Source organism: Arthrobacter sp. Bz4 (assembly GCF_003075455.1).
GTDB lineage: Bacteria > Actinomycetota > Actinomycetes > Actinomycetales > Micrococcaceae > Arthrobacter_D.
The window spans coordinates 1-20056 of the sequence record NZ_QDAE01000010.1 but is presented as its reverse complement, the minus strand read 5'-3'; the positions used below and the strand labels follow the sequence as shown (position 1 = coordinate 20056).

Below are 20056 nucleotides of genomic sequence, written 5' to 3'. Positions count from 1 at the left end.
CGTCGGCATACTACTGTTGAATAGGTGACGTCCTCCCCGCCGCTCCCAGTGAAGCCCGCAGCCCCCACTCTCCGTTCCAGTTTCGCCCACGCAGTTCGTGGGGCCCTGATCGGCATTGTCGAGCTGGTGCCTGGCGTCTCCGGTGGGACTGTCGCCCTGGTGCTGGGTATTTTTGATCGCCTGATCACCTCGGCGAATCATCTGATCCGTGGTGTGGTCCGGCTCGTCTTCAAACGTGGCGGAAAGGGCTTCGCCCACCACCTGGGCGACGTCGAATGGTCCCTGGTGATTCCGCTGCTCATCGGCATGTTCTTCGCCCTTTTCGCTCTGTCCGGCCCGCTGCACGGCTTTGTAGAGGGCCAGCCGGTACTCTCGAATGCGCTCTTCCTCGGCATGGTCTCGGCCAGCCTGCTGGTCCCCATTTCAATGGCCAGGGACGCCGGCCCGATCACTCGAAACACCCGGATCTTCGGCCCCGTGGTGGTTCTACTCGTCGCTGCAGCAGTTTTCTGGCTGCTCGGCATCCCTTCCATGCAGGTCGAAGACCCCGCCTGGTGGGTGCTGATCCTGAGCGGTGCCGCTGCGGTGTGCGCGCTGGCCCTGCCGGGGCTGTCCGGGTCGTTCATCCTGTTGACCTTCGGTATGTACGAACCGACCCTCGAGGCGGTCAGCGAGCGGGACTTCGGCTATCTGGCCCTCTTCGCCAGCGGCGCGGTCCTGGGACTCGCCTCAATCGTCCAGCTGCTCGCATATCTCCTGCGGGTGCATCGGCGTGCGGTGCTGCTGGTCGCGACCGGCCTGATCCTGGGATCGCTGCGGGCACTCTGGCCCTGGCAGGACAACGGAACACTGCTCCAGCCCGACGGCGACTGGCTCGGCCCACTCCTGGCCGCCCTGGGCGGGGCAACAGTGGTCCTGCTCCTCTGGCTGCGGGAGCGGCGCGGCACCGCAGTGGCAGCTTCCTTGTAGGACCCTTACTCGACCAGGACCTTCCTGCCCAGGCGCCCTACGCGTTCGGTGGTGACACGGTTTCCCGCACCAGGAATTCTGCTACGGCCTCCGGGTCCTCCACCTGCGCGAAGTGTCCCGTTCCCGGCAGCACGTGGGCACGGGCGTCGGGCAGCAATCGTGCCAGCTCCCGAATCTCCGCGGCAGGGGTGAAGACATCCCGCTCGCCCCGCAGCACCAGGTGGGTCCCCCCGGCCAGGGCCCAGTGGGAGAAGTCGTAGTGCTTCAACGCCCGGGCGGCGACGGCGAAGGCGGCAGGACGGGCATCGACGGCGAGCGCGTCGACAACCGGGCCGGTCAGGGCGGCAGGGTCGACGACGAAGGGCCGCAACACCAATCTGAGCAATCCGGTGCGTCGGGCAACCGCCACCACGCGTGGCGCCAGCACCCCGGTGAGCTGCAGAAACCGCATGATCGCCTTCATCCCGAGGAGTGGTCCCATCGTCAGGAGGTTCCGCCAGGGGCGACGGAACGCGCCGGAAGCGATCACCGAGGTGGGAGATAGGACGATCACCGCGAGGGTCCGGTCCGGTTCCCGCGCCGCGATCTCCAGTGCCGGAACAGCGCCCATCGAATGCCCGAAAAGTCGCCATTGGCGGTAGCCCGCAAGGGTCAGGACCTCGACGACGGCCGCGGCCTGCGACTCGATCGTGAAAGTCCCGACGCCGGGGGAGTCGCCCCACCCGGGGAGGTCGATCACCACGGTGTCGACGCCGGTGGGAAAGTTTCGTGCTGCCTGCAACTCCCTGAAGGTCTTCCAGGACCCCGCGGCGCCGTGCAGCAGGACCCACGGCGGCGCTGCTACCCCGGCGGTCCTCGAGATCCTGACCTGGACGGGCCCCAGTGCTGTGGGATACCGCATCGTGGAGACACGTGCATCAGTGGAAACAGTCGCATCGGACAGATCAGGGGTCATAACAGTAATTCTCCACGGCGGCCGGTGTGGATGCCTCATGGTGGGGTGCTTCACTGATTAGACTCAGATCAGAGGCCCGGCAACCGACGATTAGGGGACGCATCAGATGAGTCGATCACGGGGACCAGCGCGGATTGCTGCGGCGGGCGTCCTGTTGCTAAGCGTGGCGCTGGCAGCGTCCGGGTGTACCGGCGTGGAAATCGGCGACCGGCCGGCGCAGTCAGCGACGCCGTCGTCGGACCCCAGCTCCGCAGCGCCGGCGACCACCCCACCGGCGCCGAAGCCAACGGTGGCAGACCGCCCGGCTCCCGACGACGACTGGCAGGTCTTCACCGACCCTCAGGCCCTGGTGAGCTTTGAGCTCCCACCGGACTGGACCGCCGAGCCGATGGAGGATCCCGGTGAAGGTTTCGAGCCGGAATCAGTTCACGTTGCCGTCGAGAATGCCGACGGGCGTCCGGTGGCTGAACTGCACACGGGCATCACGCCCACGGACGAGGACTGCGCGCCCGACGACGCCAGCCCCTACACAGTGATCCTCAGCCAGCCCGTGGATCTGCCGTCGACCGCCGAGTCCGACCAGTCGATTGAGCCGCGGCTGGTGGTCCGGCTGATCGAGGGCTACCGGTTCTTCAGTTCCTTCGGTGTCACCGATGTGCTGGGCGGCGCGGACGGCGTAGCCTGCACGCTGTACAACACAGTGCAGGGCCCGGAGCACGTTGGACTGTATTCCTTCGGGGATGCGATCTCGCTGACAGCCCTGACCCCCGAGCAGGTGGGATCCCGGACCGCATCGTTTGAAACCATTGCCGCCGCCGAGGAGTTCTTCGATGCCGAACAATTCACCCAGATTCGGCGCATGATTGCTTCCCTCGAGGTGGCGGAATAACGCGGTTTCTTTCTCAGGCAGCAGGAAGATCGGGGAAGGTGACGCCCGTCATCGCGGCGCTGACCTCCCACAGCCTTCCGGCGACCAGCGGGTCGAGCACCCGCGGTGCTGGTGCCACCAAGACGGCATTTCCCCTGGTTTCGCCTGGACCATCGGGGCCCGAGTAGTCCCCACCGCTCGCCGTCGGGGAGGTTGCTGCCCGCAGGATCGGCAGGGCACCAGCGATGTCGGACTGCCCGAAGAGTTTGAAGAAACCGCCCAGCACGTCCAGTACCGGTGTGGTGCCCATGCCAGCCGTGAGGTTGGTATTGGACAGCCCAGGGTGGGCGGCGACCGCGAGAAGCTGCTCTCCGTTGGCCCTGACACGCCGGTCGAGTTCCATGGTGAAGTACAGGTTGGCTATTTTGCTCTGGCTGTAGGCGGTCCACCGGCGGTACCTGGTGGAGGAATTGAGGTCGTCGAAGTTGATGGTGCCCCGCTTGTGCGCCAGGCTGGAGACCGAGACGACGCGGGGAGCTGACGCTTCGCGGAGCCGCGGCAGCAGGAGGCCGGTCAGGGCGTAGTGGCCGAGATGGTTGATGCCGAGCTGTTGCTCGAACCCGTCCTCGGTGAGGATCCTCGGCGTGGCCATCACACCGGCGTTGTTGATCAGGAGGTCCAGCGGTGCGGTCCAACCGGCGGCGAAGCTCCGCACGGAAGCCAGCGACGAGAGATCGAGGATCCGCAGGTCAACAGTAGCTCCCGGTACCCGGGAGCTGACCGTCTTTAGGGCTTCAGTGCCCCGTGCCTCGTTCCGGCAGGCGAGCGTCACCGAGGCTCCCCGCCGGGCCAGGGCTATCGCCGTCTGCAAGCCCAGACCGCTGTTGGCTCCGGTGATCACGACGGCGCGACCCTCAAGGTCCTGGATCTGGTGCTGGTGAGTGGAATTCACTAAGGGGCCTTTCTTGTTCTAACGTGGTGGTAGCTTTCAGCATAGAGTCCGCACCGTGGGCCTACCGCGCCCGGCACCTCATACCCTCAATCAGGAGTACCCCCATGCAGCGATCAGTGACTGCCCGCATCATCGCGCGGACCCGTTCCGCTTCGTCACTCGTCTTTGCCCTGGCCCCGGTGCGAAACCCCGGGTACAGCAGTTTTGAAGAGAACCTGGTGGTACTGGTGGATGGCGCACCAGTGGTCCCAGGCGAGTTGGAAGATATCCACGGTGGGCGGCTTCATACCCTCAAAGTGGACGGCGAGGCGAACATTTCCCTTGAGTACAGCGCCACGGTCACGGGTACCGCATCCGCCGAAGCGGCGTCTGAAGCGGATCTCATCCGGTACGTTCGCCCGAGCCGCTACTGCGAATCGGACCGGCTCCTGCCGACGTCGTACGCTGAATTTGGCACCCTGGCAGGATCGGAACTGCTGAACGCGGTACGGGAGTGGGTAGGCAAGGAACTCGCCTACGTGTCGGGTTCGTCCCGCCCCACCGACGGCGCCGTGGAAACCCTGCTGGGGCGGCGTGGCGTGTGCCGGGACTACGCGCACCTCGTGATCTCCCTGTTGCGCGCCAAGGACGTTCCCGCCCGGCTCGCCGCGGTGTACGCGCCCGGACTGAGTCCGATGGACTTCCACGCTGTGGCTGAGGCCTGGGTGGACGGCGCCTGGCATGTCGTCGACGCAACCGGCCTGGCTCCCCGGGAGTCCCTGCTGCGGGTCGCTACCGGCCGTGACGCCTCGGATACGGCATTCCTCTCCACCGTGGGGGGCAGCCTGCAACTCGAGACGCTCGAGGTGACAGCCGTGGTGGATTCCCTGCCGGTCGATCAGCCGGGAGAGCTGATCCAGCTTCAGTAGTCGGCGCGCTCGGCGTCGTCGACGCCCTCGCGGATCCGGTGGGTGAGTTCCAGTAACTGTTCCAGCTCCCCGGTCTTCAGGATCGGGCCCAGCAGAGTGTGGATCACCCGGACGTGCGCGGCGCCAATCTCGCGTTGCAGCTCACGGCCAGCATCGGTCAGGGCCACCATCACGCCGCGCTGATCGTCCGGGGCTTGTTTCCGCTGGACCAGGCCCTTGGCTTCGAGCCGCTCCACCATGCGGCTCAGGCTCGGCTGCGAGATCAGCAGGCTGCGGTTCAGCTCGTTCAGGCGGGTCCAGCCGGTGGGGCAGCGGGTGAGGTTGAACAGGACGTCGTATTCGCCAATGGCGAGTTTCTTGAACGACGGGTCGTTGCGTAGCCGGCGCATCACCGCAACCTGCGCCCTGAAGAGGGATTCCCAGGCCTCGGCTGTCAGCCGGATTGCCGGTTCTGTTGTTTCGGGCACCCTTGTTTCGGGCCCAGCTGTTTCAGGCCCGGTGAGTCCGGTCATCGTTTTGAGTCGGTGCTGGAAGGTCGGAGGTTCCGGAACGCGTTACCCACCGTAAAGATACCGCTCTGCATGATTCCTCCTCCAACTAGATGCATCTGCATCCACAATAGTTACAACCGGGCCGGCGGGCATTCTGTTCCCCGTGGGGCAGCCAGATCCTGGTCAGTGGGCCCGGGCACGTCGCCCTGAGACGGGCGCGTCGCGGCGGGTCTGCAACCGGGTCTGCAACCGGGCCTCCCGGCGACCCTCAACCAGCCGGTACAACACCGGTACCAGGATCAGCGTGAGCGCTGTGGAGGAGACCAGACCGCCCACCACCACGATCGCCAGCGGTTGCGAGATGAACCCACCCTCGCCGGTGAAGCCGAGGGCCATCGGCGTCAGTGCGAAGATCGTTGCCAGCGCGGTCATCAGGATGGGGCGCAGTCGCTGCCGTGCACCCTGGATGATCGCCTCCTCGACGCTCATGCCCGGACTTCCGTCGTGCGGGCGCCGGTACTGATTGATGAGGTCAATAAGCACCACAGCGTTCGTCACCACGATGCCCACCAGCATCAACATGCCAACCAGGGACGGCAGCCCCAGCGGAATCTGGGTGATGACGAGGAGGGCAATGGCGCCGGTGGCGGCGAACGGCACCGAGACCAGGAGGATCAGCGGCTGGATCAGGGACTTGAAGGTGGCCACCATGATCACGTACACAATCGCCACGGCCGCCCACAGGGCGAGGAACAGTTGAGCGAAGGATTCGGCCTGCTCGGCGGATGCTCCACCCAGGGTTGCCGTGGTTCCCGCAGGGAGTTCAACACCCTCCAGACGTTCAGTCACCGAGGTGGTCAGCGCCCCCAGGTTCTGTCCGGACGGTGTGATGGAGACCTGGGCGGTCCGTTCCCCGTTGGCACTGGTGATGGTCAACGGCACCTGAACCTCAACCACCGATGCAACGGAGGTCAGCGGTACCGGGCCCTCGGGGGTCGGAAGATTGAGTTCCTCCAACTGGTCCAGGCTGGTCACCTCGGTGCCCTCACCGATGAGTACCGGGTAGTCGGTGGTTTCCAGCCGTACCTGTCCGCCGGGGATCGGGCTGATGCTCCCACCGAGCAACCCCGCGATCTGCCCTTCGCTGAGCCCGGCGGCGACGGCGGCGGCCCGGTCAACGCTGATCTGCACCTGAGGTTGGGCTGCGGAGAGGTTACTGGTCACGTCGCGGGCGCCCTCGACACCTTGCATGGCGTCGACGACGGCGTCATTGGCGGCCTGCAGCTCGTCCGGACCCGGTGCCGTGATGTTCACATCGATAGTGCTTGAGGTGCCAAGCCCACCCTGCTGGGTGGCGAGGGCGAAGGTCCCGACGCCGGTCAACGACTCCAGTTCCTGCCTCACCTCGTTCTGTAGTTGCTCCTGGTCGGCGTCCTCGGCGGTAATCACCGTGAAGGCGGCCACCGACGTTCCACCGGACAGTCGGGCGGCGAAACCACTGGACGCGTTACCCACCGTCACCTGGATCTCCTCCACCTCGGGAAAGCCAGCGAGCACTTCCTCGGCCTGCGCAGCGGCAGCAACAGTGGTGTCCAGGCTGGAACCCGGTTCGAGGGTCTGGTTGATGCTGAAACTGTTCTGCCCCGTGTTCCCCAGCAGATTGGTCTGGAGGAGGGGGATCATCGCGGCAGTGCCTGCGAGGACAAGGCCACCGGCGGTCAGGGTCCAGACCGGATGCCGCTGGGTTGCTCCGAGGAGCGGAAGATAGCCGCGCTGCAGCCAGGATTTTCGTTCGGCCTGATGCGCCTGCTCGCGGACCAGGTCTGGGTCTACATCGGATGCCGCGGCTGGCAGGAACCAGTACGCCAGCACGGGAACGATGGTGAGCGACACCGCCAGGGAAGCCAGCAGCGCGATCGTGGTGGTCAGGGCAAATGGCCTGAAGAGTTCACCCGCCAGGTCACCGACGAAGGCGATCGGTGCGAACACCGCGACGGTGATCAGCGTTGATGCGGTGATCGCGCTGGCCACTTCACGGACGGCGGTGAGAATGGCTTCGCGCTTGTCCTCGCCATAGCTGAGGTGCCGTTTGATGTTCTCGATGACCACAATCGAGTCGTCCACCACCCGCCCGATCGCGATGGTCAGGGCGCCCAGCGTGAGGATGTTCAACGAGTAGCCGGTGACCCACAGGCCGATGAACGTAATCAACAGCGACAGGGGGATCGAGATCGCCGTCACCAGCGTGGACCGCACCGACAGCAGGAACACCAAAATGACCAGCACGGCAAAGCCGAGGCCCAGGATGCCCTCCGTGGTCAGGTCACTGATGGAGCGTTCAATGAAGGGCGCCTGGTCAAAGATCACGGTGATTTCGGCGCCGTTGCCCAGCTCGGCTTCCAGCTGCGGCAGCAACTCTTCCACCAGGTTGGAGATCGCGACCGTATCCCCATCGGGGATTTTCGTCACGGTCAGGGCGAGAGTCTCAATACCGTTGGTGCGGGTCACCGACGTGGCGTCGTCGTCGGCCACTGCCACCTCGGCGACGGAGCCGAGCGTCGGCGGCGTCTCTCCGGCGTCGGGGGAGCCGCCCTCCGGCAGGAGGGGCAGCACGCGGATGTCCTCGAGCGAGGTGATGGGGCTCCCGGCCTGGATGGTGAGGGAACGGTCGCCGTCCTCGAGGGTCCCCACCGGGATGAGGTCGCCGTTGTTCTCCAGTGCCGCAGTGATATCGGCGACCGTGAGGTCGTTGGCGGCGAGTTCCTGCCGGTCGGGGAGGATCGAGATGTACTGCCCGGCCCCGCCGCTGACCTCGGCCGCGCGAACGCCCTCCAGCTGCTGCAGCCGCGGGACGGCCAGCCGGCTGAGGTCGCCGCTCAGCTCGCTCAGCGGCTGATCGGAAGAGACGGCCATGAACACGATTGGGAGGTCGGCGATACTCCCGGCCAAGGACTGCGGCGAGACGTCCTCGGGCAGGAGGGGCCGCACCGTCGAGATCGCGCGGTCCACCTGGCCGCGCGCGCGGTCGAGGTCGGTGCCGTAGGCGAACATCAGGTTGATGGTCGAGACCCCGGTACGGGACGTGGCCGACGACGACTCGAGCCCCTCCACGCCGCTAAGCGCGGTCTCCAGCGGTTCGCTCACCTGCTGGTCGAGGTATTCCGGTGAGGCGCCGGGGACCGACGACAGCACGGTGATCTGGGGAAACTCCAGTGACGGGATGAGCTCCTGTTTGAGGGAGCCCATCGTGATCACACCGAACACCGACGCCAGGATGGTGATCAGCGCAATCAGTGCACGGTTTCCCAGGGAAAGTTGAGCCAGACGGAACATGTGCCGCGCCTTCTACTTCTGCCGGCCGGGTCGACGGCTCTGGCGATGGTTACTGGAGTTTCAGCACCCGGTCGGTACGGGACAGGATGTCAGCGGCGAGCGAGGAGTTCTCATTGAGCTTCACACCGTAGCCGGGGATCATGTCTTTGAGCTTCGGCTCCCAACCCGGAAGCTGGGCTGGGAAACAGCGCTTCAGGATCTCGAGCATGATCGGCGCGGCGGTGGAAGCACCGGGGGAGGCCCCCAGCAGTGCTCCGACCGATCCGTCGGCTGCAGTGATGACCTCGGTGCCGAACTGCAGCACCCCGCCCTTGCCCGGAGCCTTCTTGATGATCTGGACGCGCTGCCCGGCGGTGATCAGGTCCCATTTGTCGCCGTCGGCGTCGGGGATGAATTCGTTGAGATAGGTGTTTTTCGCGTCCCGGTTCTTCAGCACCTCGGAGATCAGGTACTTGGTCAGCGGCACGTTGTCCTTGGCCACAGCCAGCATGGGCACCAGGTTCGACGGCCGGATGGACCCGGGCAGGTCGAAGAACGAGCCACGCTTGAGGAACTTGGTGGAGAACCCGGCGTAAGGGCCGAACAATAGCGACCGTTCGCCGTTGACATACCGGGTGTCCAGGTGCGGCACCGACATGGGTGGTGCGCCGACCGACGCCTGGCCGTAGACCTTGGCGTTGTGCTGGTTGACGATGTCCGGGTCGCCGCACTTCAGGAACTGACCCGAGACGGGGAAGCCCGCGAATCCCTTGCCCTCGGGAATGCCGGTGCGTTGCAGCAGGTGCAGTGCCCCGCCGCCGGCCCCGATGAAGACGAAGCGCGCGTTGACGGTGCGGGCCTGTCCGGTAGCGCGGTTGCGGACCTTGACTTCCCAGCGGCCTTTCGAGCCGCGGGAGAGATCGGCGACGTCGTGGTTGTAGTTGAGGTCGACGCCGTTGGCTTCGAGGTAACTGGTCAGGCCGCGGGTCAGGGACCCGAAGTCGACGTCGGTCCCGTCGGCCACGCGTGAGGCTGCCACCGGCTGGCCAGCGGTCCGGCCGCTCATCAGCAGCGGCGCCCAGTCGGCGATGGCCGAGGGGTCCTCGGCGTGCTCAATGGTTTCGAAGAGGGGCTGGCTCCGCAGGGCTTCGTAGCGCTTGCGCAGGTAGGCGGTGTTCTTTTCGCCCCAGACGAAGCTCATGTGCGGCACGGGGTTGATGAATCCGGACGGATCACCCAGATGGCCGCTTTCCACCATGTGGGCCCAGAACTGGCGTGACACCTGGAACTGCTCGTTGATGGCGACGGCCTTGGCCGGGTCAACTGTCCCATCCGGGCCTGCCGGGGTGTAATTCAGTTCGCAGAGTGCCGCGTGGCCGGTCCCGGCGTTGTTCCACGGGTCGGAGCTTTCCAGTCCGGCCCGGTCGAGGCGCTCGAATAGTGAGATGCTCCAGTCAGGCTGCAGCTGTTTGAGGAAGGCGCCAAGGGTGGCGCTCATGATTCCTCCACCGATCAGGACGACGTCGGTGTGTTCCGCGGGAATTTCCGCCTGGTTCTTAGCAGTCAACTTCATCTCCAGTGGCGAGGGCGCTTAGCTTTGAGCGTAGCGTCTGGTGGGTTCCTTGGGTAATTGGTCCGCCGTCGCGGCGGGGGTGGCAGGTCATCAGTCGCTCCCGGTGGCTTCCAGCTCGACATCGGTCAGGTCAACCAGGTTGAACACTTCGTTCATCACGGGGCTGACGGGGTAGTTTGCTACCCGCTCCGAGACTGCCAGGGCAGAGATGGGGAAGGCGAGGGGAACCGCTGGTAGCCGCCGGGCCAGCTGGTCGCTGATGTCCTGGTAGGCGGCCACCCGGTCGTCACCATTGGGAAGGGTGCGGGCCCGGTCAATTTTGCTAAAGAGCTGGTTGTCTTCGAAGGCAAACTCGACGGTGGTTGCGCCGAACAACTGGCCGATAAAGTTGTCGGGGTCCTGGTAGGTTCCGCTCCAGCCGAGGAGGTGGAACGCGCGCTCGTCGTCGTTCTGTAAGGCCTCCAGGTAACCATCGGCCCAGGCGGTGGGCACCGGGTCAATGGTGAAACCGGCCTCTTCGAGCTGCGTTTGGAGGACAGCGAACACCCCCTCAGGTGCCGGCAGATAGGGGCGTGAGACGTCGGTCGGGTAGTGGAAGGGCAGAGGTTCGCCGTCGTACCCGGATTCCGCCAGCAACTCCTGAGCCAGTTCGACGTCGTAGTCGTAGCGGGTGATCTCGTCATTGGTGACTGCGAGCTTGGGCGGGACAAACTGATCGGCGGGCGCCGTGCCGTTCAGGAACTGCCCATCGATCATGGCCTGTTTGTCGATGGCGTGGGCTACGGCCTGGCGGAACAGCAGACTATCCACACCGGGGAAGTCCTGGTTCATCCCGAGATACAGGATGGAATAGGGGTCGCGCTGGAGCAGCTGTTGGCCTTCCCTGACCAGGGCGCCGGCGTTGTCGACTGTAACGAAGTCGTAGGCGTCGATCTGTCCGGTGTTGAGTGCTTCCAGCCGATCATCGGGGAGGGGGAGGGTGGTGAACACGACGGTGCCGATCTCGCCCCGGGCCCCCCAGTAATTCTCATACGAGGACAACCGCACTTCCCCTGGTTCCCAACTTTCGAAGGTGTAGGGTCCGGTGCCGACCGGGCTGAGCGCGTACTGCGACACCGCTATGTCGTTGACCTCCTCGGTCAGCTCATCGGCGGCGAGTTCCTCAAGCGCCCGGGGTGAGGACATCGCGAAGGAGGGCATCGCCAGGGCGGGGATGAACCCTGTCAGGCGGCTATTGAGCCGGATCAACACCTCGAACTCGCCCAGGGGCTGGCAGGAGGAGTAGACGGATAGCTCGGGGGAGTCCGAGTAGGCGTTGAAGACCGAGCCGAAGGCGACGGTTCCGTCCGAGGGGCGCGTCTCCGGGGGGAGCGTGTACCAGCGGTCGAAGTTCGCGCAGACTGCCTGGGCGTTGAACGGCACACCATCGTGGAATTCGACGTCCTCGCGGAGGGTGAATGCGTAGGCCCGGCCGTCCTCCCGCTCATCCCAGGAGGCGGCGAGCTGCGGGACGGGCTCGGAGGTGAGCGGATCGATGCCCACCAGGCCCTCGAGAATCTGCCGGGTGATTCGGTATGACTCGGTGTCGGCCACCAGGGCCGGGTCCAGCCCGATCGGATCAGCGGCGGCGCCGAACGTGAAGACCGCTTCGGGGGCCTCGGCGGGATTGGTTTGGGAGGGTGCAGGAGTCGACGACGTCGTCGTCGTCGGCAAGGGCGTTGCCCCGGTGCAGCCAGCAACCGTCAGGCAGAGGGAGACCGCAACGGCACTCTGCGCCACGCGGACCCAACCGGAGTGCCTGGCAGCAGCGGTCATTGCCATTGTCTCCTCAGCCGTACCCGCACACGGCGGAAATTGTTTAGGTTTCCCAGTCTAAATGATGATCCCAGTGGTGTTCGGACAGGCGCCAGCGGTCATCCCCCAGCAAACCCCGGATACGAGGAAAGGCTGGGACCCTGAGCACCGTACGGTGTTCAGGATCCCAGCCTGTGGCGCCCTGTTTCGAGTTAGAGGATTCGAAGCAGGGAGTCAATTACTCGCTAGGAGGCATCAGAACGGTGTCGACCATGTACACGGTTGCGTTCTGGGTCATTACGCCACCGCAGACTACTGCTGAAGCGTCGTCGCCGACAGTGATTTCGTCGCCCATGCCTTCAACGGTCAGCTCTGCGCCGTTGACGGTGGTGTGGGTTCCGGCGACCTCATCCGGGGACAGCTGGCCGGGGACTACGTGGTAGGTCAGGATGCCGGTGAGGAGGTCCGCATCGGTCTGGAGAGCCGCGATGGTCTCTTCGTCGATCTTCGCGAAGGCGTCATCGGTTGGTGCGAAGACGGTGAACTCGTCGCCGTTCAGGGTGTCAACGAGGTCGACATCTGGGTTCAGTTCGCCGGTGACGGCTGCGGTCAGCGTGGTGAGGATCGGGTTGTTCGACGCAGCTGTTGCTACTGGATCCAGGGCCATGCCGGCAACCGAGCCGTCGCCTTCTGGAACCTGCTCGGCGTAGCCGGCGCAACCTGGGCCAACCAGGTTTGCGGCTGGGTCCATGTCTTCGCCCATTTCCTCTTCCATTGCCGACTCAGTTGCTTCGGGAGCGGCTTCGGTAGTGGTCATTTCCTCGCTGGTCATTTCCCCGGTGGACTCAGTTGCGGTGTCGCCGCCACCGCATGCTGCGAGGCCGAACATGGCCACTGCAGCAACACCGAGGATGGAGAGCTTACGGCTCTTGATGTTTCCCATTGGATTTTCTCCTTCATTGGTGTGACCGGGCGTACTTTGCCGATCAGCTAACTAACTTGTCGAACACATCGTGTCGATGTCTCATAGGTACTTCGGTCGTGTTCGGAGCGAGGATGGGTGGCGATTCCTGAAATTTTCTACACCGGGTAAAGACCGCGCAAGGTCGGCGATTCCCGAGGCTCAATGTGACCCAGGTCCCACCGTGGGGCAGCCTGCCGGGGTGGGAAACTGGGCTGGCCCGGGTGGGGATGAGGAATCTCGCGTCGAGCGGGTCACCCAGACAAAAGAAAACACCCCCAGCCGAAGCTGGGGGTGTCGTCGATGTCGCGACTCACATGTAGTCCATGTCGCGACTCATAACAATGGTGCGCAAGAAGGGACTTGAACCCTCACGTCCGAAGACACTGGATCCTAAATCCAGCGCGTCTGCCAATTCCGCCACTCGCGCGTTCGACGCCTGGGACAGACAAGCTGCCGAAAACGTCAGCCTCCAGTGTACGCGAATCTATTGGACGCCGAGGTCTCTCCGAAGTTTCGCGACGTGGCCGGTGGCGCGGACGTTGTACTGGGGTAGTTGCACCAGTCCATCGGGTCCGACGACGACCGTCGAGCGGATCAGGCCTTCGTAGACCTTGCCGTAGTTTTTCTTTTCACCCCATGCACCCCACGCCTCGGCTACCGCGTGGTCTTCGTCGGACAGGAGGGGGAAGGTGAGCTCTTCTGTATCGGCAAATTTCCGGAGGTTTGCCACGCTGTCGGGTGAGATGCCGAGGACTGTGTAGCCCGCGGCAGCAAGGGATGCTAGGTTGTCGCGGAAGTCGCATGCCTGGGTGGTGCAGCCGGGAGTGGAGGCCGCCGGATAGAAATAAACCACCACGCTGGAGCCTGCATAGTCCTTCAGGGACACGGTGGAACCGTCGGCTGTGGGCAGGGAGAAATCGGGGGCTACCTCGCCCGACATTAGACGTTCAGCCATTATTTGTATTCCTTCTGCTTGTTTGTTAGTTGCGTCGGCCATGGTGGCGCTGACACTTTTCGCAAATCCGTAGCTATCATAAGTAAATAAGGTCGATACGTTTGAAACTACACCGGTCGGCGTTACCGTGATCAACGCTGCATGTCTGTGCGGCGAGAGGAAGTGCTTTCTTTTATGCCGGACCTGGAGCAATGGCCCACCGGCCGACTGCTGACCACTGCTGCCCGCCTGGTCGAGCACGCGTGGAATGAACGGCTGGTGAACCTGGGTGTCACCCACGCCGGAGTCATTGCGTTGGGTGTTCTGGAAGGTCAAGGTCCGATGACTCAGGCGAGCCTCGCCCAGATAGTACGGGTACAGGCGCAGACCATGGGAAAGACACTTTCACGGCTGGAAACTCGGGGGCATGTCTCCCGAACTCGAAATGACCTGGACCGGCGTAGCATATGGTTTCAATAACGGACGCTGGCCTTGGCGTCCTCGCGCAGTCGAAAGATATCGAACGCACACTGGTGACCGGTGAGGGCCTGATCTCCGACGAACTCCGCGACCATCTGCAGAGTGTGATCCGGGAACTCGGAGCTCCCCGGTGGGCCACGACGGTTCCCACCGCATCGGGCACCGACGGCCCGCTGCCGTCAGACAACTAGGACGACCGGCAACCGACGACTGACGGACCAAGGACTCGGCCTTTTACCAGTCATTCACCACACGAGGTCCAGGTCGCTGTGCGCAGCGAAGATGAGGCGGTCTGGGTCGTCGAGGACGTCAACTGGTCTGTCGCCGCTGAGATACCCGTTGGGTGAGCAGAACCACTGGAGTAGGTGTCGATCCTTCCAGCCGCCGGCAAGGCCAATCGAGGCGATGACGGCAATCATGGGTCGGGCCCGGCCAGACTCGGGATCAAACTGGAACCCCGGATAGAGGACCCGCCCTGCTCTGGTAACCACCCCCAGGATCTGTCGTTTCGCCGCGAGGCATCCGGCCGGCGGGGAATTTGGTCCAACCTTTGAGTCGACCTCGGGCCCGGTGAGCATGCCGAATTCTGCGGCAATCGACGCCCAGCGACCGCGTGCCACCCGCCGGTTCATTTCTCCGGTGTGTATTTCTCCGAGGGATGGCATCCCTTCCATGCCGCCAAGCTACTGCGGGCGGGCAAGGAGGGGAAGAGTGAGCGAAAAATCGCTACCAAACTGGTACAAAAAAACCGTCCGATCGGCGGTGCTGCCGATCAGACGGTTTAGTGGTGGTGCACCCCTCGGGACTTGAACCCGAAACCCTCTGATTAAGAGTCAGATGCTCTGCCAATTGAGCTAGAGGTGCATGTTGACTGGGCCCATCGGGCCAACCGCAACAGCATGAAACTCTACCAGCACTTCTGCTGAAACCTGAAATTGGTTCCTTGCCGGGCGGCTACGACGCGTCGACGGTGATCACCCGCGATTCGGTGCCCTCGTTGGTGGCGATCAGTAGTTCTCCGTCCGTTCCCTGGATTACATCGCGTAGCCGTCCGTATTCGCCGTCGAAGTGGCTGACCGGTGCGTTGACGGCCCCCGCCAGCAGCGGCACCTGCCACAGCCTCTCTCCGCGTAGTCCGCCGATATAGGCAATGTCATCGACGATTGCCATTCCACTTGGGGACGAGGTGGCGGTAGAGGGCCACACCACCTGGGCGTCGATGAAATCGGCTACTCCGGGGGAGCCGGTGACTGCCGGCCACCCGTAGTTCCCGCCGGGCTCGATGAGGTTCAGCTCGTCGTCGACCTCGGGACCAAATTCGCTGGCCCACAACCGGTCGGCTGAATCCCAGGCGAGGCCCTGCACATTGCGGTGTCCAAGGCTGTAGACGGGCGACCCGTCAATGGGGTTGCCAGGCGCCGGCTCGCCGTCGCTGGTGATTCGGAGGATCTTGCCGGCCAGGCTGTCAGGATCCTGCGCGGCGTCCGCCTGAGCGGCGTCGCCGGTGCCCACATACAGGTAGCCGTCCGGGCCGAATTTGATCCGTCCGCCGTTGTGGATATGGGCCTTCGGCAGACCGGTCAACACCTCTTCGGGCTGGCCGAGGCCCTCCTCGCTGTAGGTGAGGCTGGAAATCCGGTTGTCGGCCGGGCCGGTGTAGAACACGAACAATCTGGGGTCCGTGTCAAAGTCTGGGCTGATGGCCAGCCCCAGCAAGCCGCCTTCACCGGCGGCTGCGACCTCGGCGCCGAGGGTTCCGACGGTAGTTGTCTCGCCGTCAGCCACCCGTTTGATCTCCCCGGTCTCGCGTTCGGTGACCAGCAGCGATCCGTCGGGCAGCGTGGCCAGCGCCCACGGGACGTTAAGCCCTTCCGCGCGAAGGTCGCCGGGGGAGAGGTCGGGAAGCCGGATAGGTTCCGGTTCAGTCGCTGGTTCAGTCGCTGGCGCAGTCGCTTGCGCTGTCGCCGGACTGCCGCCGACAATTGGGCTGGGCTCATCAGCCGTGCACGCTGCAAGGGACAGAAGCACGACGACGGCGGTTGCCAGAGCGGACGGTAGCCGCCGGGTGCTCGCCAAAATGGTTAATCCTTCCGGCTGGCCGGCGGATCAGTGCGCGGGTGGGTGTCGACGTCGTCGGGCGCGCTCCGGAAGCGGAACCACCAGACAGCGCCAACAATGACGACGATCAGCAGCACCCAGAAAACTACGTCCATGACACGATCCTTACGCACCTGGTGGGACACCCACCGCCTTCGACGTTACGACCAACCCGCGCGAGTGTCCACAGCCGTGGAGGGCGCTGGTCGCAACTGGACGTTAGGCTTTCGGGATGGACAGGATCAAGACAGTTTCGGTGCCCAGTGTTGAAATGCTCGATGCGCTACAGCCAGCGCCGGATGGAATCTCGGTGGTGGTGTGGGACTTCGACGCGGATCCGGTGGGTGCAGATCTGGCAGAGATTGACGCCGCCGTATTGCCTTACATGTCCTCGCCCGAGACTTTCGGTGCTGCAGTCAAGAGCGCGCCGAACCTGCTGCTGGTACACACCCAATCCACTGGCTACGAGGGTATCCCCGAGTTGGTGGGCGACGACGTCGCCGTTACCAGCGCCGCGGGCGTCCACGCCGCCGCGACCGCTGAGCTCGCGGTTGGCCTCACAATCGCCTCGCTCCGAGGCATTGACGACGCCGTCCGCAACCAGACTCTGGGTCAGTGGCGGCCCGGCCGCTATCTCGGCCTCGCCGACCGCAAGGTGCTGCTGGTGGGCGTCGGAGGAATCGGCGTCGAGATTGCCCGGCGTCTTGAGCCGTTCGAGGTGGAGCTGACCCGGGTCGGCAGTTCAGCCCGCGACGACGAATGGGGGCACGTGCACGGCAGCGACGAGTTGGTGACGCTCGCAGGGGAAGCCGAAGTGCTGATCGTCATCACACCGCTCACCGATGCGACCCGAGGGCTGATCAACGCCGAAGTGCTGGCAGCGATGCCCGATGGCGCGCTGGTCGTCAACATGGCCCGCGGCGCGGTGGTGGATAGCGAGGCTCTGACGGCGGAAGTGATTGCCGAGCGCCTGTCGGCGGCTCTCGATGTGTTCGATCCGGAGCCCGTCCCCGAGGGACACCCCCTGTGGTCGGCGTCCGGGGCGCTGATCACACCCCACAGCGGCGGCAACACCGGCGCATTCTGGCCGCGAATGATCAAGTTGTTGCGGCGCCAGCTGGTCAGCTTTGCTGCCGGCGAGGAGCCAACCAACCTGGTGCAGCGCGGATCCCTCTACCGCTAACGGTTCCCGACGGCGGGTGCCCTGGAGTTTGGGTGCTAGGCCATCGCGATGAAGGCGGCCATAAACGCGTCGAAGTCCTGATGATCGTCGCGTTGATCGATCACCAGCTGTGAGTGCGGGCCTGAACTGAAGCGCGCCTCCGGTTGCACTCCGAACTGGAATGTCTTTCCGGTGCTGGTGCCTACTTCGTAGTGACCGCTGGCCAGACGGTGGGCATGCGAGAGGTTTGTCATGTTGATTTCCACGGGGATGCCGGTGCCCGCCAGCGTATGCGAGTCGACAGGAGCGATCATGATTTCGGTTGGTTGCCAGCGGTAGCCCAGTACGTAATATTTCGGCATAGTGACACGGGCGCCATCGGATTCCCGTTGTTTATAGCGCTCATTGGCAGCAAAGACCAGGTTGTAATCGCCGTAGTTGGGGATCTGCGAGTCGAAGACTTTTCGCAGATCATCCTTGAGCTGGTCGCTATCAGGGGCTTTGTCGGTCACTTCTGGCGGGTCAGGGTCCGATGGAGGCGTCGACATAGGACCGAGTTTACGTGCCATAGCTCCGATGACGAGAGTCCGCGTGACTCCCGCGTCCCGTAACAGGGTGGTCATATGGCATTGCGGGGAATGCGGGTACGCCTAGACTTTGACCCATGAGCCTGGAAAATACCCCTGATATTAAGCCGCGAAGCCGGGCCGTCACTGATGGATTTGAGCGGGCGCCGGCCCGCGGAATGCTCCGTGCGGTCGGCATGGGCGACGACGACTTTGCGAAGCCGCAAATTGGCGTCGCAAGTTCGTGGAACGAGATTACTCCCTGCAACCTGTCACTGAACCGGCTCGCCCAGTGCGCCAAGGAAGGCGTTCATGCGGGCGGGGGGTTCCCGATGCAGTTCGGCACCATCTCCGTGTCCGACGGCATTTCAATGGGCCACTCCGGGATGCACTTCTCGCTGGTCTCGCGTGAAGTGATCGCCGATTCGGTGGAGACCGTCATGGAGGCCGAGCGGATTGACGGTTCGGTCCTGCTGGCTGGCTGCGACAAGTCGCTGCCTGGCATGCTGATGGCCGCAGCACGTTTGAACCTCGCGAGCGTCTTCCTCTACGGCGGTTCGATCATGCCGGGCTGGGTGAAACTGGAAGACGGCACCGAGCGGGAAGTCACACTGATTGACGCCTTCGAGGCGGTGGGCGCCTGCGCCGCCGGCAAGATGAGCGAAGAAGACCTGACCCGCATCGAGAAGGCAGTCTGCCCCGGCGAAGGCGCCTGTGGCGGCATGTACACGGCCAACACCATGGCCTGCATCGGCGAGGCCCTGGGCATGTCGCTGCCAGGATCGGCCGCGCCGCCGTCGGCCGATCGCCGTCGTGATGATTTTGCCCGCAAGTCGGGTGAGGCCGTGGTCAACCTCCTGCGCCTCGGGATCACCGCGCGGGACATCATGACCCGCAAGGCGTTCGAGAACGCTATTGCCGTCACCATGGCTTTCGGCGGGTCCACCAATGCCGTGCTTCACCTGCTGGCGATTGCGCGTGAAGCCGAAGTTGAGCTGACGCTCGATGACTTCAACCGCATCGGTGACAAAATCCCGCACCTGGGCGACCTGAAGCCGTTCGGCCGTTACGTGATGACCGACGTCGACAAGGTGGGAGGCGTGCCGGTCATCATGCGGGCGCTGCTCGACGCCGGGCTGCTGCACGGGGACGTCCTGACCGTCACCGGCAAGACTCTGGCCGAGAACCTCGCGTCGATCAATCCGCCGGACCTCGATGGCAAGATCCTTCGCGCCATGGACAACCCGATCCACGCCAGCGGGGGCATCACCATTGTCAAGGGCTCGCTGGCTCCTGAAGGTGCAGTCGTCAAGACCGCCGGGTTCGACGCCGAGGTCTTCGAAGGAACTGCCCGCGTCTTCGAGCGGGAACAAGGTGCGCTGAAGGCGCTCGCCGACGGCGTCGTGAAGGCCGGCGACGTCGTCGTCATCCGTTACGAGGGACCCAAGGGTGGCCCGGGGATGCGCGAAATGCTCGCAATCACCGGCGCGATCAAGGGCGCGGGCCTCGGCAAGGATGTGCTGCTGCTGACCGACGGCCGGTTCTCCGGTGGCACCACGGGCCTGTGCATTGGGCACGTGGCACCAGAAGCGGTCGACGGCGGACCCATCGCCTTCGTGAAGGACGGCGACCGGATCCGTATCGACATCCCCAACAAGAGCTTTGACCTGCTGGTGGACGAAGCCGAACTCGAAAGCCGGAAGGTCGGCTGGGAGCCGCTCCCGGCGATCTACACCAAGGGAGTGCTCGCGAAGTACGCCAAGCTGGTGCACTCGGCCTCCGAGGGCGCGTACTGCGGCTAGCCCCTCCGCCGGGCCGCCCCTCCCACACGAGGGAGGGGCGGTCCGGGACTGGGTCTGCGGTGCCTGAATTCCGGTGCTGAAAAATAGTTGAAAAAAGTTTTCCTGGGGGCCCTGAATGGGGCCCTATTTTGTCATTACTGTCAGTGCTCGATGATGGAATGGAGGTATGAAAAGCAGTAAAGCCTCTGCTACCGGATCGGCATTCTTCCCCGATTCCGGCCCCGAGTTT

17 protein-coding genes, 2 tRNA genes and 1 pseudogene are annotated in these 20056 nt (G+C 64.3%); 6 read left to right on the top strand and 14 right to left on the bottom strand.

Features of this window, described 5'->3' with window-relative positions; genetic code table 11:
* The first annotated feature begins 24 nt into the window (after positions 1 to 24).
* Positions 25 to 969, top strand: a complete 945-nt coding sequence (locus tag DDA93_RS09375; RefSeq protein ID WP_243400573.1) for a DUF368 domain-containing protein — start codon at positions 25 to 27, stop codon at positions 967 to 969.
* A gap of 37 nt (positions 970 to 1006) precedes the next feature.
* On the opposite strand, the gene DDA93_RS09370 is transcribed toward DDA93_RS09375, so the two are convergent.
* Complete coding sequence (locus tag DDA93_RS09370; protein ID WP_165802606.1) at positions 1007 to 1924, bottom strand: alpha/beta hydrolase; 918 nt, start codon at positions 1922 to 1924, stop codon at positions 1007 to 1009.
* A 106-nt stretch (positions 1925 to 2030) separates the two neighbouring features.
* Here DDA93_RS09370 and DDA93_RS09365 point away from each other — a divergent pair, with 106 nt between their 5' ends.
* Positions 2031 to 2813 carry a hypothetical protein gene (locus DDA93_RS09365; protein WP_133185480.1) on the top strand — a complete coding sequence of 261 codons (783 nt, stop codon included), beginning with the start codon at positions 2031 to 2033 and terminating at the stop codon, positions 2811 to 2813.
* Positions 2814 to 2826: 13 nt separating this feature from the next.
* Here DDA93_RS09365 and DDA93_RS09360 read toward each other — a convergent pair whose 3' ends face one another.
* A complete protein-coding gene (locus DDA93_RS09360) occupies positions 2827 to 3744 on the bottom strand; it encodes an oxidoreductase (RefSeq protein ID WP_024476203.1) in 918 nt (305 codons plus the stop codon).
* Positions 3745 to 3848: 104 nt separating this feature from the next.
* Here DDA93_RS09360 and DDA93_RS09355 point away from each other — a divergent pair, with 104 nt between their 5' ends.
* Entirely contained in the window at positions 3849 to 4652 is an 804-nt protein-coding gene (locus DDA93_RS09355) for a transglutaminase family protein (protein WP_019481241.1), read from the top strand.
* On the opposite strand, the gene DDA93_RS09350 is transcribed toward DDA93_RS09355, so the two are convergent.
* From DDA93_RS09350 to bcp, 7 genes are all read right to left on the bottom strand, one after another.
* Positions 4646 to 5164 (bottom strand): MarR family winged helix-turn-helix transcriptional regulator, encoded by a 519-nt coding sequence (locus tag DDA93_RS09350; RefSeq protein WP_116778614.1) that lies wholly within the window; start codon positions 5162 to 5164, stop codon positions 4646 to 4648. The genes DDA93_RS09355 and DDA93_RS09350 overlap by 7 nt on opposite strands.
* Before the next feature lie 162 nt (positions 5165 to 5326).
* On the bottom strand, positions 5327 to 8476 hold the full coding sequence (locus tag DDA93_RS09345; RefSeq protein ID WP_116778613.1) for an efflux RND transporter permease subunit: 3150 nt from the start codon (positions 8474 to 8476) through the stop codon (positions 5327 to 5329).
* A gap of 49 nt (positions 8477 to 8525) precedes the next feature.
* The gene (locus DDA93_RS09340; RefSeq protein ID WP_116778612.1) at positions 8526 to 10028 is read right to left on the bottom strand and encodes a malate:quinone oxidoreductase; all 1503 of its coding nucleotides are present in this window, start codon (positions 10026 to 10028) and stop codon (positions 8526 to 8528) included.
* 90 nt (positions 10029 to 10118) lie between these two features.
* A complete protein-coding gene (locus DDA93_RS09335) occupies positions 10119 to 11849 on the bottom strand; it encodes an ABC transporter substrate-binding protein (protein WP_347693370.1) in 1731 nt (576 codons plus the stop codon).
* Between the two features lie 211 nt (positions 11850 to 12060).
* Positions 12061 to 12765, bottom strand: a complete 705-nt coding sequence (locus tag DDA93_RS09330; protein ID WP_024476199.1) for a fasciclin domain-containing protein — start codon at positions 12763 to 12765, stop codon at positions 12061 to 12063.
* A gap of 363 nt (positions 12766 to 13128) precedes the next feature.
* Positions 13129 to 13213: transfer RNA gene (locus tag DDA93_RS09325), tRNA-Leu, on the bottom strand.
* A 57-nt stretch (positions 13214 to 13270) separates the two neighbouring features.
* Positions 13271 to 13741 carry a thioredoxin-dependent thiol peroxidase gene (bcp, locus tag DDA93_RS09320; RefSeq protein WP_116778610.1) on the bottom strand — a complete coding sequence of 157 codons (471 nt, stop codon included), beginning with the start codon at positions 13739 to 13741 and terminating at the stop codon, positions 13271 to 13273.
* 174 nt (positions 13742 to 13915) lie between these two features.
* Here bcp and DDA93_RS09315 point away from each other — a divergent pair.
* Positions 13916 to 14391: pseudogene (locus DDA93_RS09315) on the top strand (MarR family winged helix-turn-helix transcriptional regulator).
* A 54-nt stretch (positions 14392 to 14445) separates the two neighbouring features.
* Here DDA93_RS09315 and DDA93_RS09310 read toward each other — a convergent pair.
* The 4 genes from DDA93_RS09310 to DDA93_RS17000 form a co-directional block, all read right to left on the bottom strand.
* On the bottom strand, positions 14446 to 14865 hold the full coding sequence (locus tag DDA93_RS09310) for a hypothetical protein (RefSeq protein WP_207771335.1): 420 nt from the start codon (positions 14863 to 14865) through the stop codon (positions 14446 to 14448).
* Positions 14866 to 14988: 123 nt separating this feature from the next.
* Positions 14989 to 15064, bottom strand: a tRNA-Lys gene (locus DDA93_RS09305).
* A 90-nt stretch (positions 15065 to 15154) separates the two neighbouring features.
* A complete protein-coding gene (locus tag DDA93_RS09300; RefSeq protein WP_019481267.1) occupies positions 15155 to 16276 on the bottom strand; it encodes a PQQ-dependent sugar dehydrogenase in 1122 nt (373 codons plus the stop codon).
* A 5-nt stretch (positions 16277 to 16281) separates the two neighbouring features.
* Positions 16282 to 16413, bottom strand: a complete 132-nt coding sequence (locus tag DDA93_RS17000) for a hypothetical protein (protein WP_019481268.1) — start codon at positions 16411 to 16413, stop codon at positions 16282 to 16284.
* Between the two features lie 116 nt (positions 16414 to 16529).
* Between DDA93_RS17000 and DDA93_RS09295 the strand changes: the two genes are divergently transcribed.
* Positions 16530 to 17480 carry a 2-hydroxyacid dehydrogenase gene (locus DDA93_RS09295; protein ID WP_019481269.1) on the top strand — a complete coding sequence of 317 codons (951 nt, stop codon included), beginning with the start codon at positions 16530 to 16532 and terminating at the stop codon, positions 17478 to 17480.
* Positions 17481 to 17515: 35 nt separating this feature from the next.
* Here DDA93_RS09295 and DDA93_RS09290 read toward each other — a convergent pair whose 3' ends face one another.
* A complete protein-coding gene (locus DDA93_RS09290) occupies positions 17516 to 17971 on the bottom strand; it encodes a hypothetical protein (protein ID WP_024476194.1) in 456 nt (151 codons plus the stop codon).
* A gap of 152 nt (positions 17972 to 18123) precedes the next feature.
* Between DDA93_RS09290 and ilvD the strand changes: the two genes are divergently transcribed.
* Positions 18124 to 19827 (top strand): dihydroxy-acid dehydratase, encoded by a 1704-nt coding sequence (gene ilvD, locus DDA93_RS09285; RefSeq protein ID WP_024476193.1) that lies wholly within the window; start codon positions 18124 to 18126, stop codon positions 19825 to 19827.
* Positions 19828 to 20056 lie beyond the last annotated feature (229 nt).

Excerpts from the sequence above, each read along its gene's own strand:
- bcp (WP_116778610.1), bottom strand. The coding sequence starts at position 13,741 with ATGGCTGAACGTCTAATGTCGGGCGAGGTAGCCCCCGATTTCTCCCTG.
- DDA93_RS09295 (WP_019481269.1), top strand. The coding sequence starts at position 16,530 with ATGGACAGGATCAAGACAGTTTCGGTGCCCAGTGTTGAAATGCTCGAT.
- DDA93_RS09345 (WP_116778613.1), bottom strand. The coding sequence starts at position 8,476 with ATGTTCCGTCTGGCTCAACTTTCCCTGGGAAACCGTGCACTGATTGCG.
- DDA93_RS09335 (WP_347693370.1), bottom strand. The coding sequence starts at position 11,849 with ATGGCAATGACCGCTGCTGCCAGGCACTCCGGTTGGGTCCGCGTGGCG.
- DDA93_RS09340 (WP_116778612.1), bottom strand. The coding sequence starts at position 10,028 with ATGAAGTTGACTGCTAAGAACCAGGCGGAAATTCCCGCGGAACACACC.
- DDA93_RS09310 (WP_207771335.1), bottom strand. The coding sequence starts at position 14,865 with ATGCCATCCCTCGGAGAAATACACACCGGAGAAATGAACCGGCGGGTG.
- DDA93_RS17000 (WP_019481268.1), bottom strand. The coding sequence starts at position 16,413 with ATGGACGTAGTTTTCTGGGTGCTGCTGATCGTCGTCATTGTTGGCGCT.
- DDA93_RS09365 (WP_133185480.1), top strand. The coding sequence starts at position 2,031 with ATGAGTCGATCACGGGGACCAGCGCGGATTGCTGCGGCGGGCGTCCTG.
- DDA93_RS09350 (WP_116778614.1), bottom strand. The coding sequence starts at position 5,164 with ATGACCGGACTCACCGGGCCTGAAACAGCTGGGCCCGAAACAAGGGTG.
- DDA93_RS09330 (WP_024476199.1), bottom strand. The coding sequence starts at position 12,765 with ATGGGAAACATCAAGAGCCGTAAGCTCTCCATCCTCGGTGTTGCTGCA.
- DDA93_RS09355 (WP_019481241.1), top strand. The coding sequence starts at position 3,849 with ATGCAGCGATCAGTGACTGCCCGCATCATCGCGCGGACCCGTTCCGCT.
- DDA93_RS09370 (WP_165802606.1), bottom strand. The coding sequence starts at position 1,924 with ATGACCCCTGATCTGTCCGATGCGACTGTTTCCACTGATGCACGTGTC.
- ilvD (WP_024476193.1), top strand. The coding sequence starts at position 18,124 with ATGAGCCTGGAAAATACCCCTGATATTAAGCCGCGAAGCCGGGCCGTC.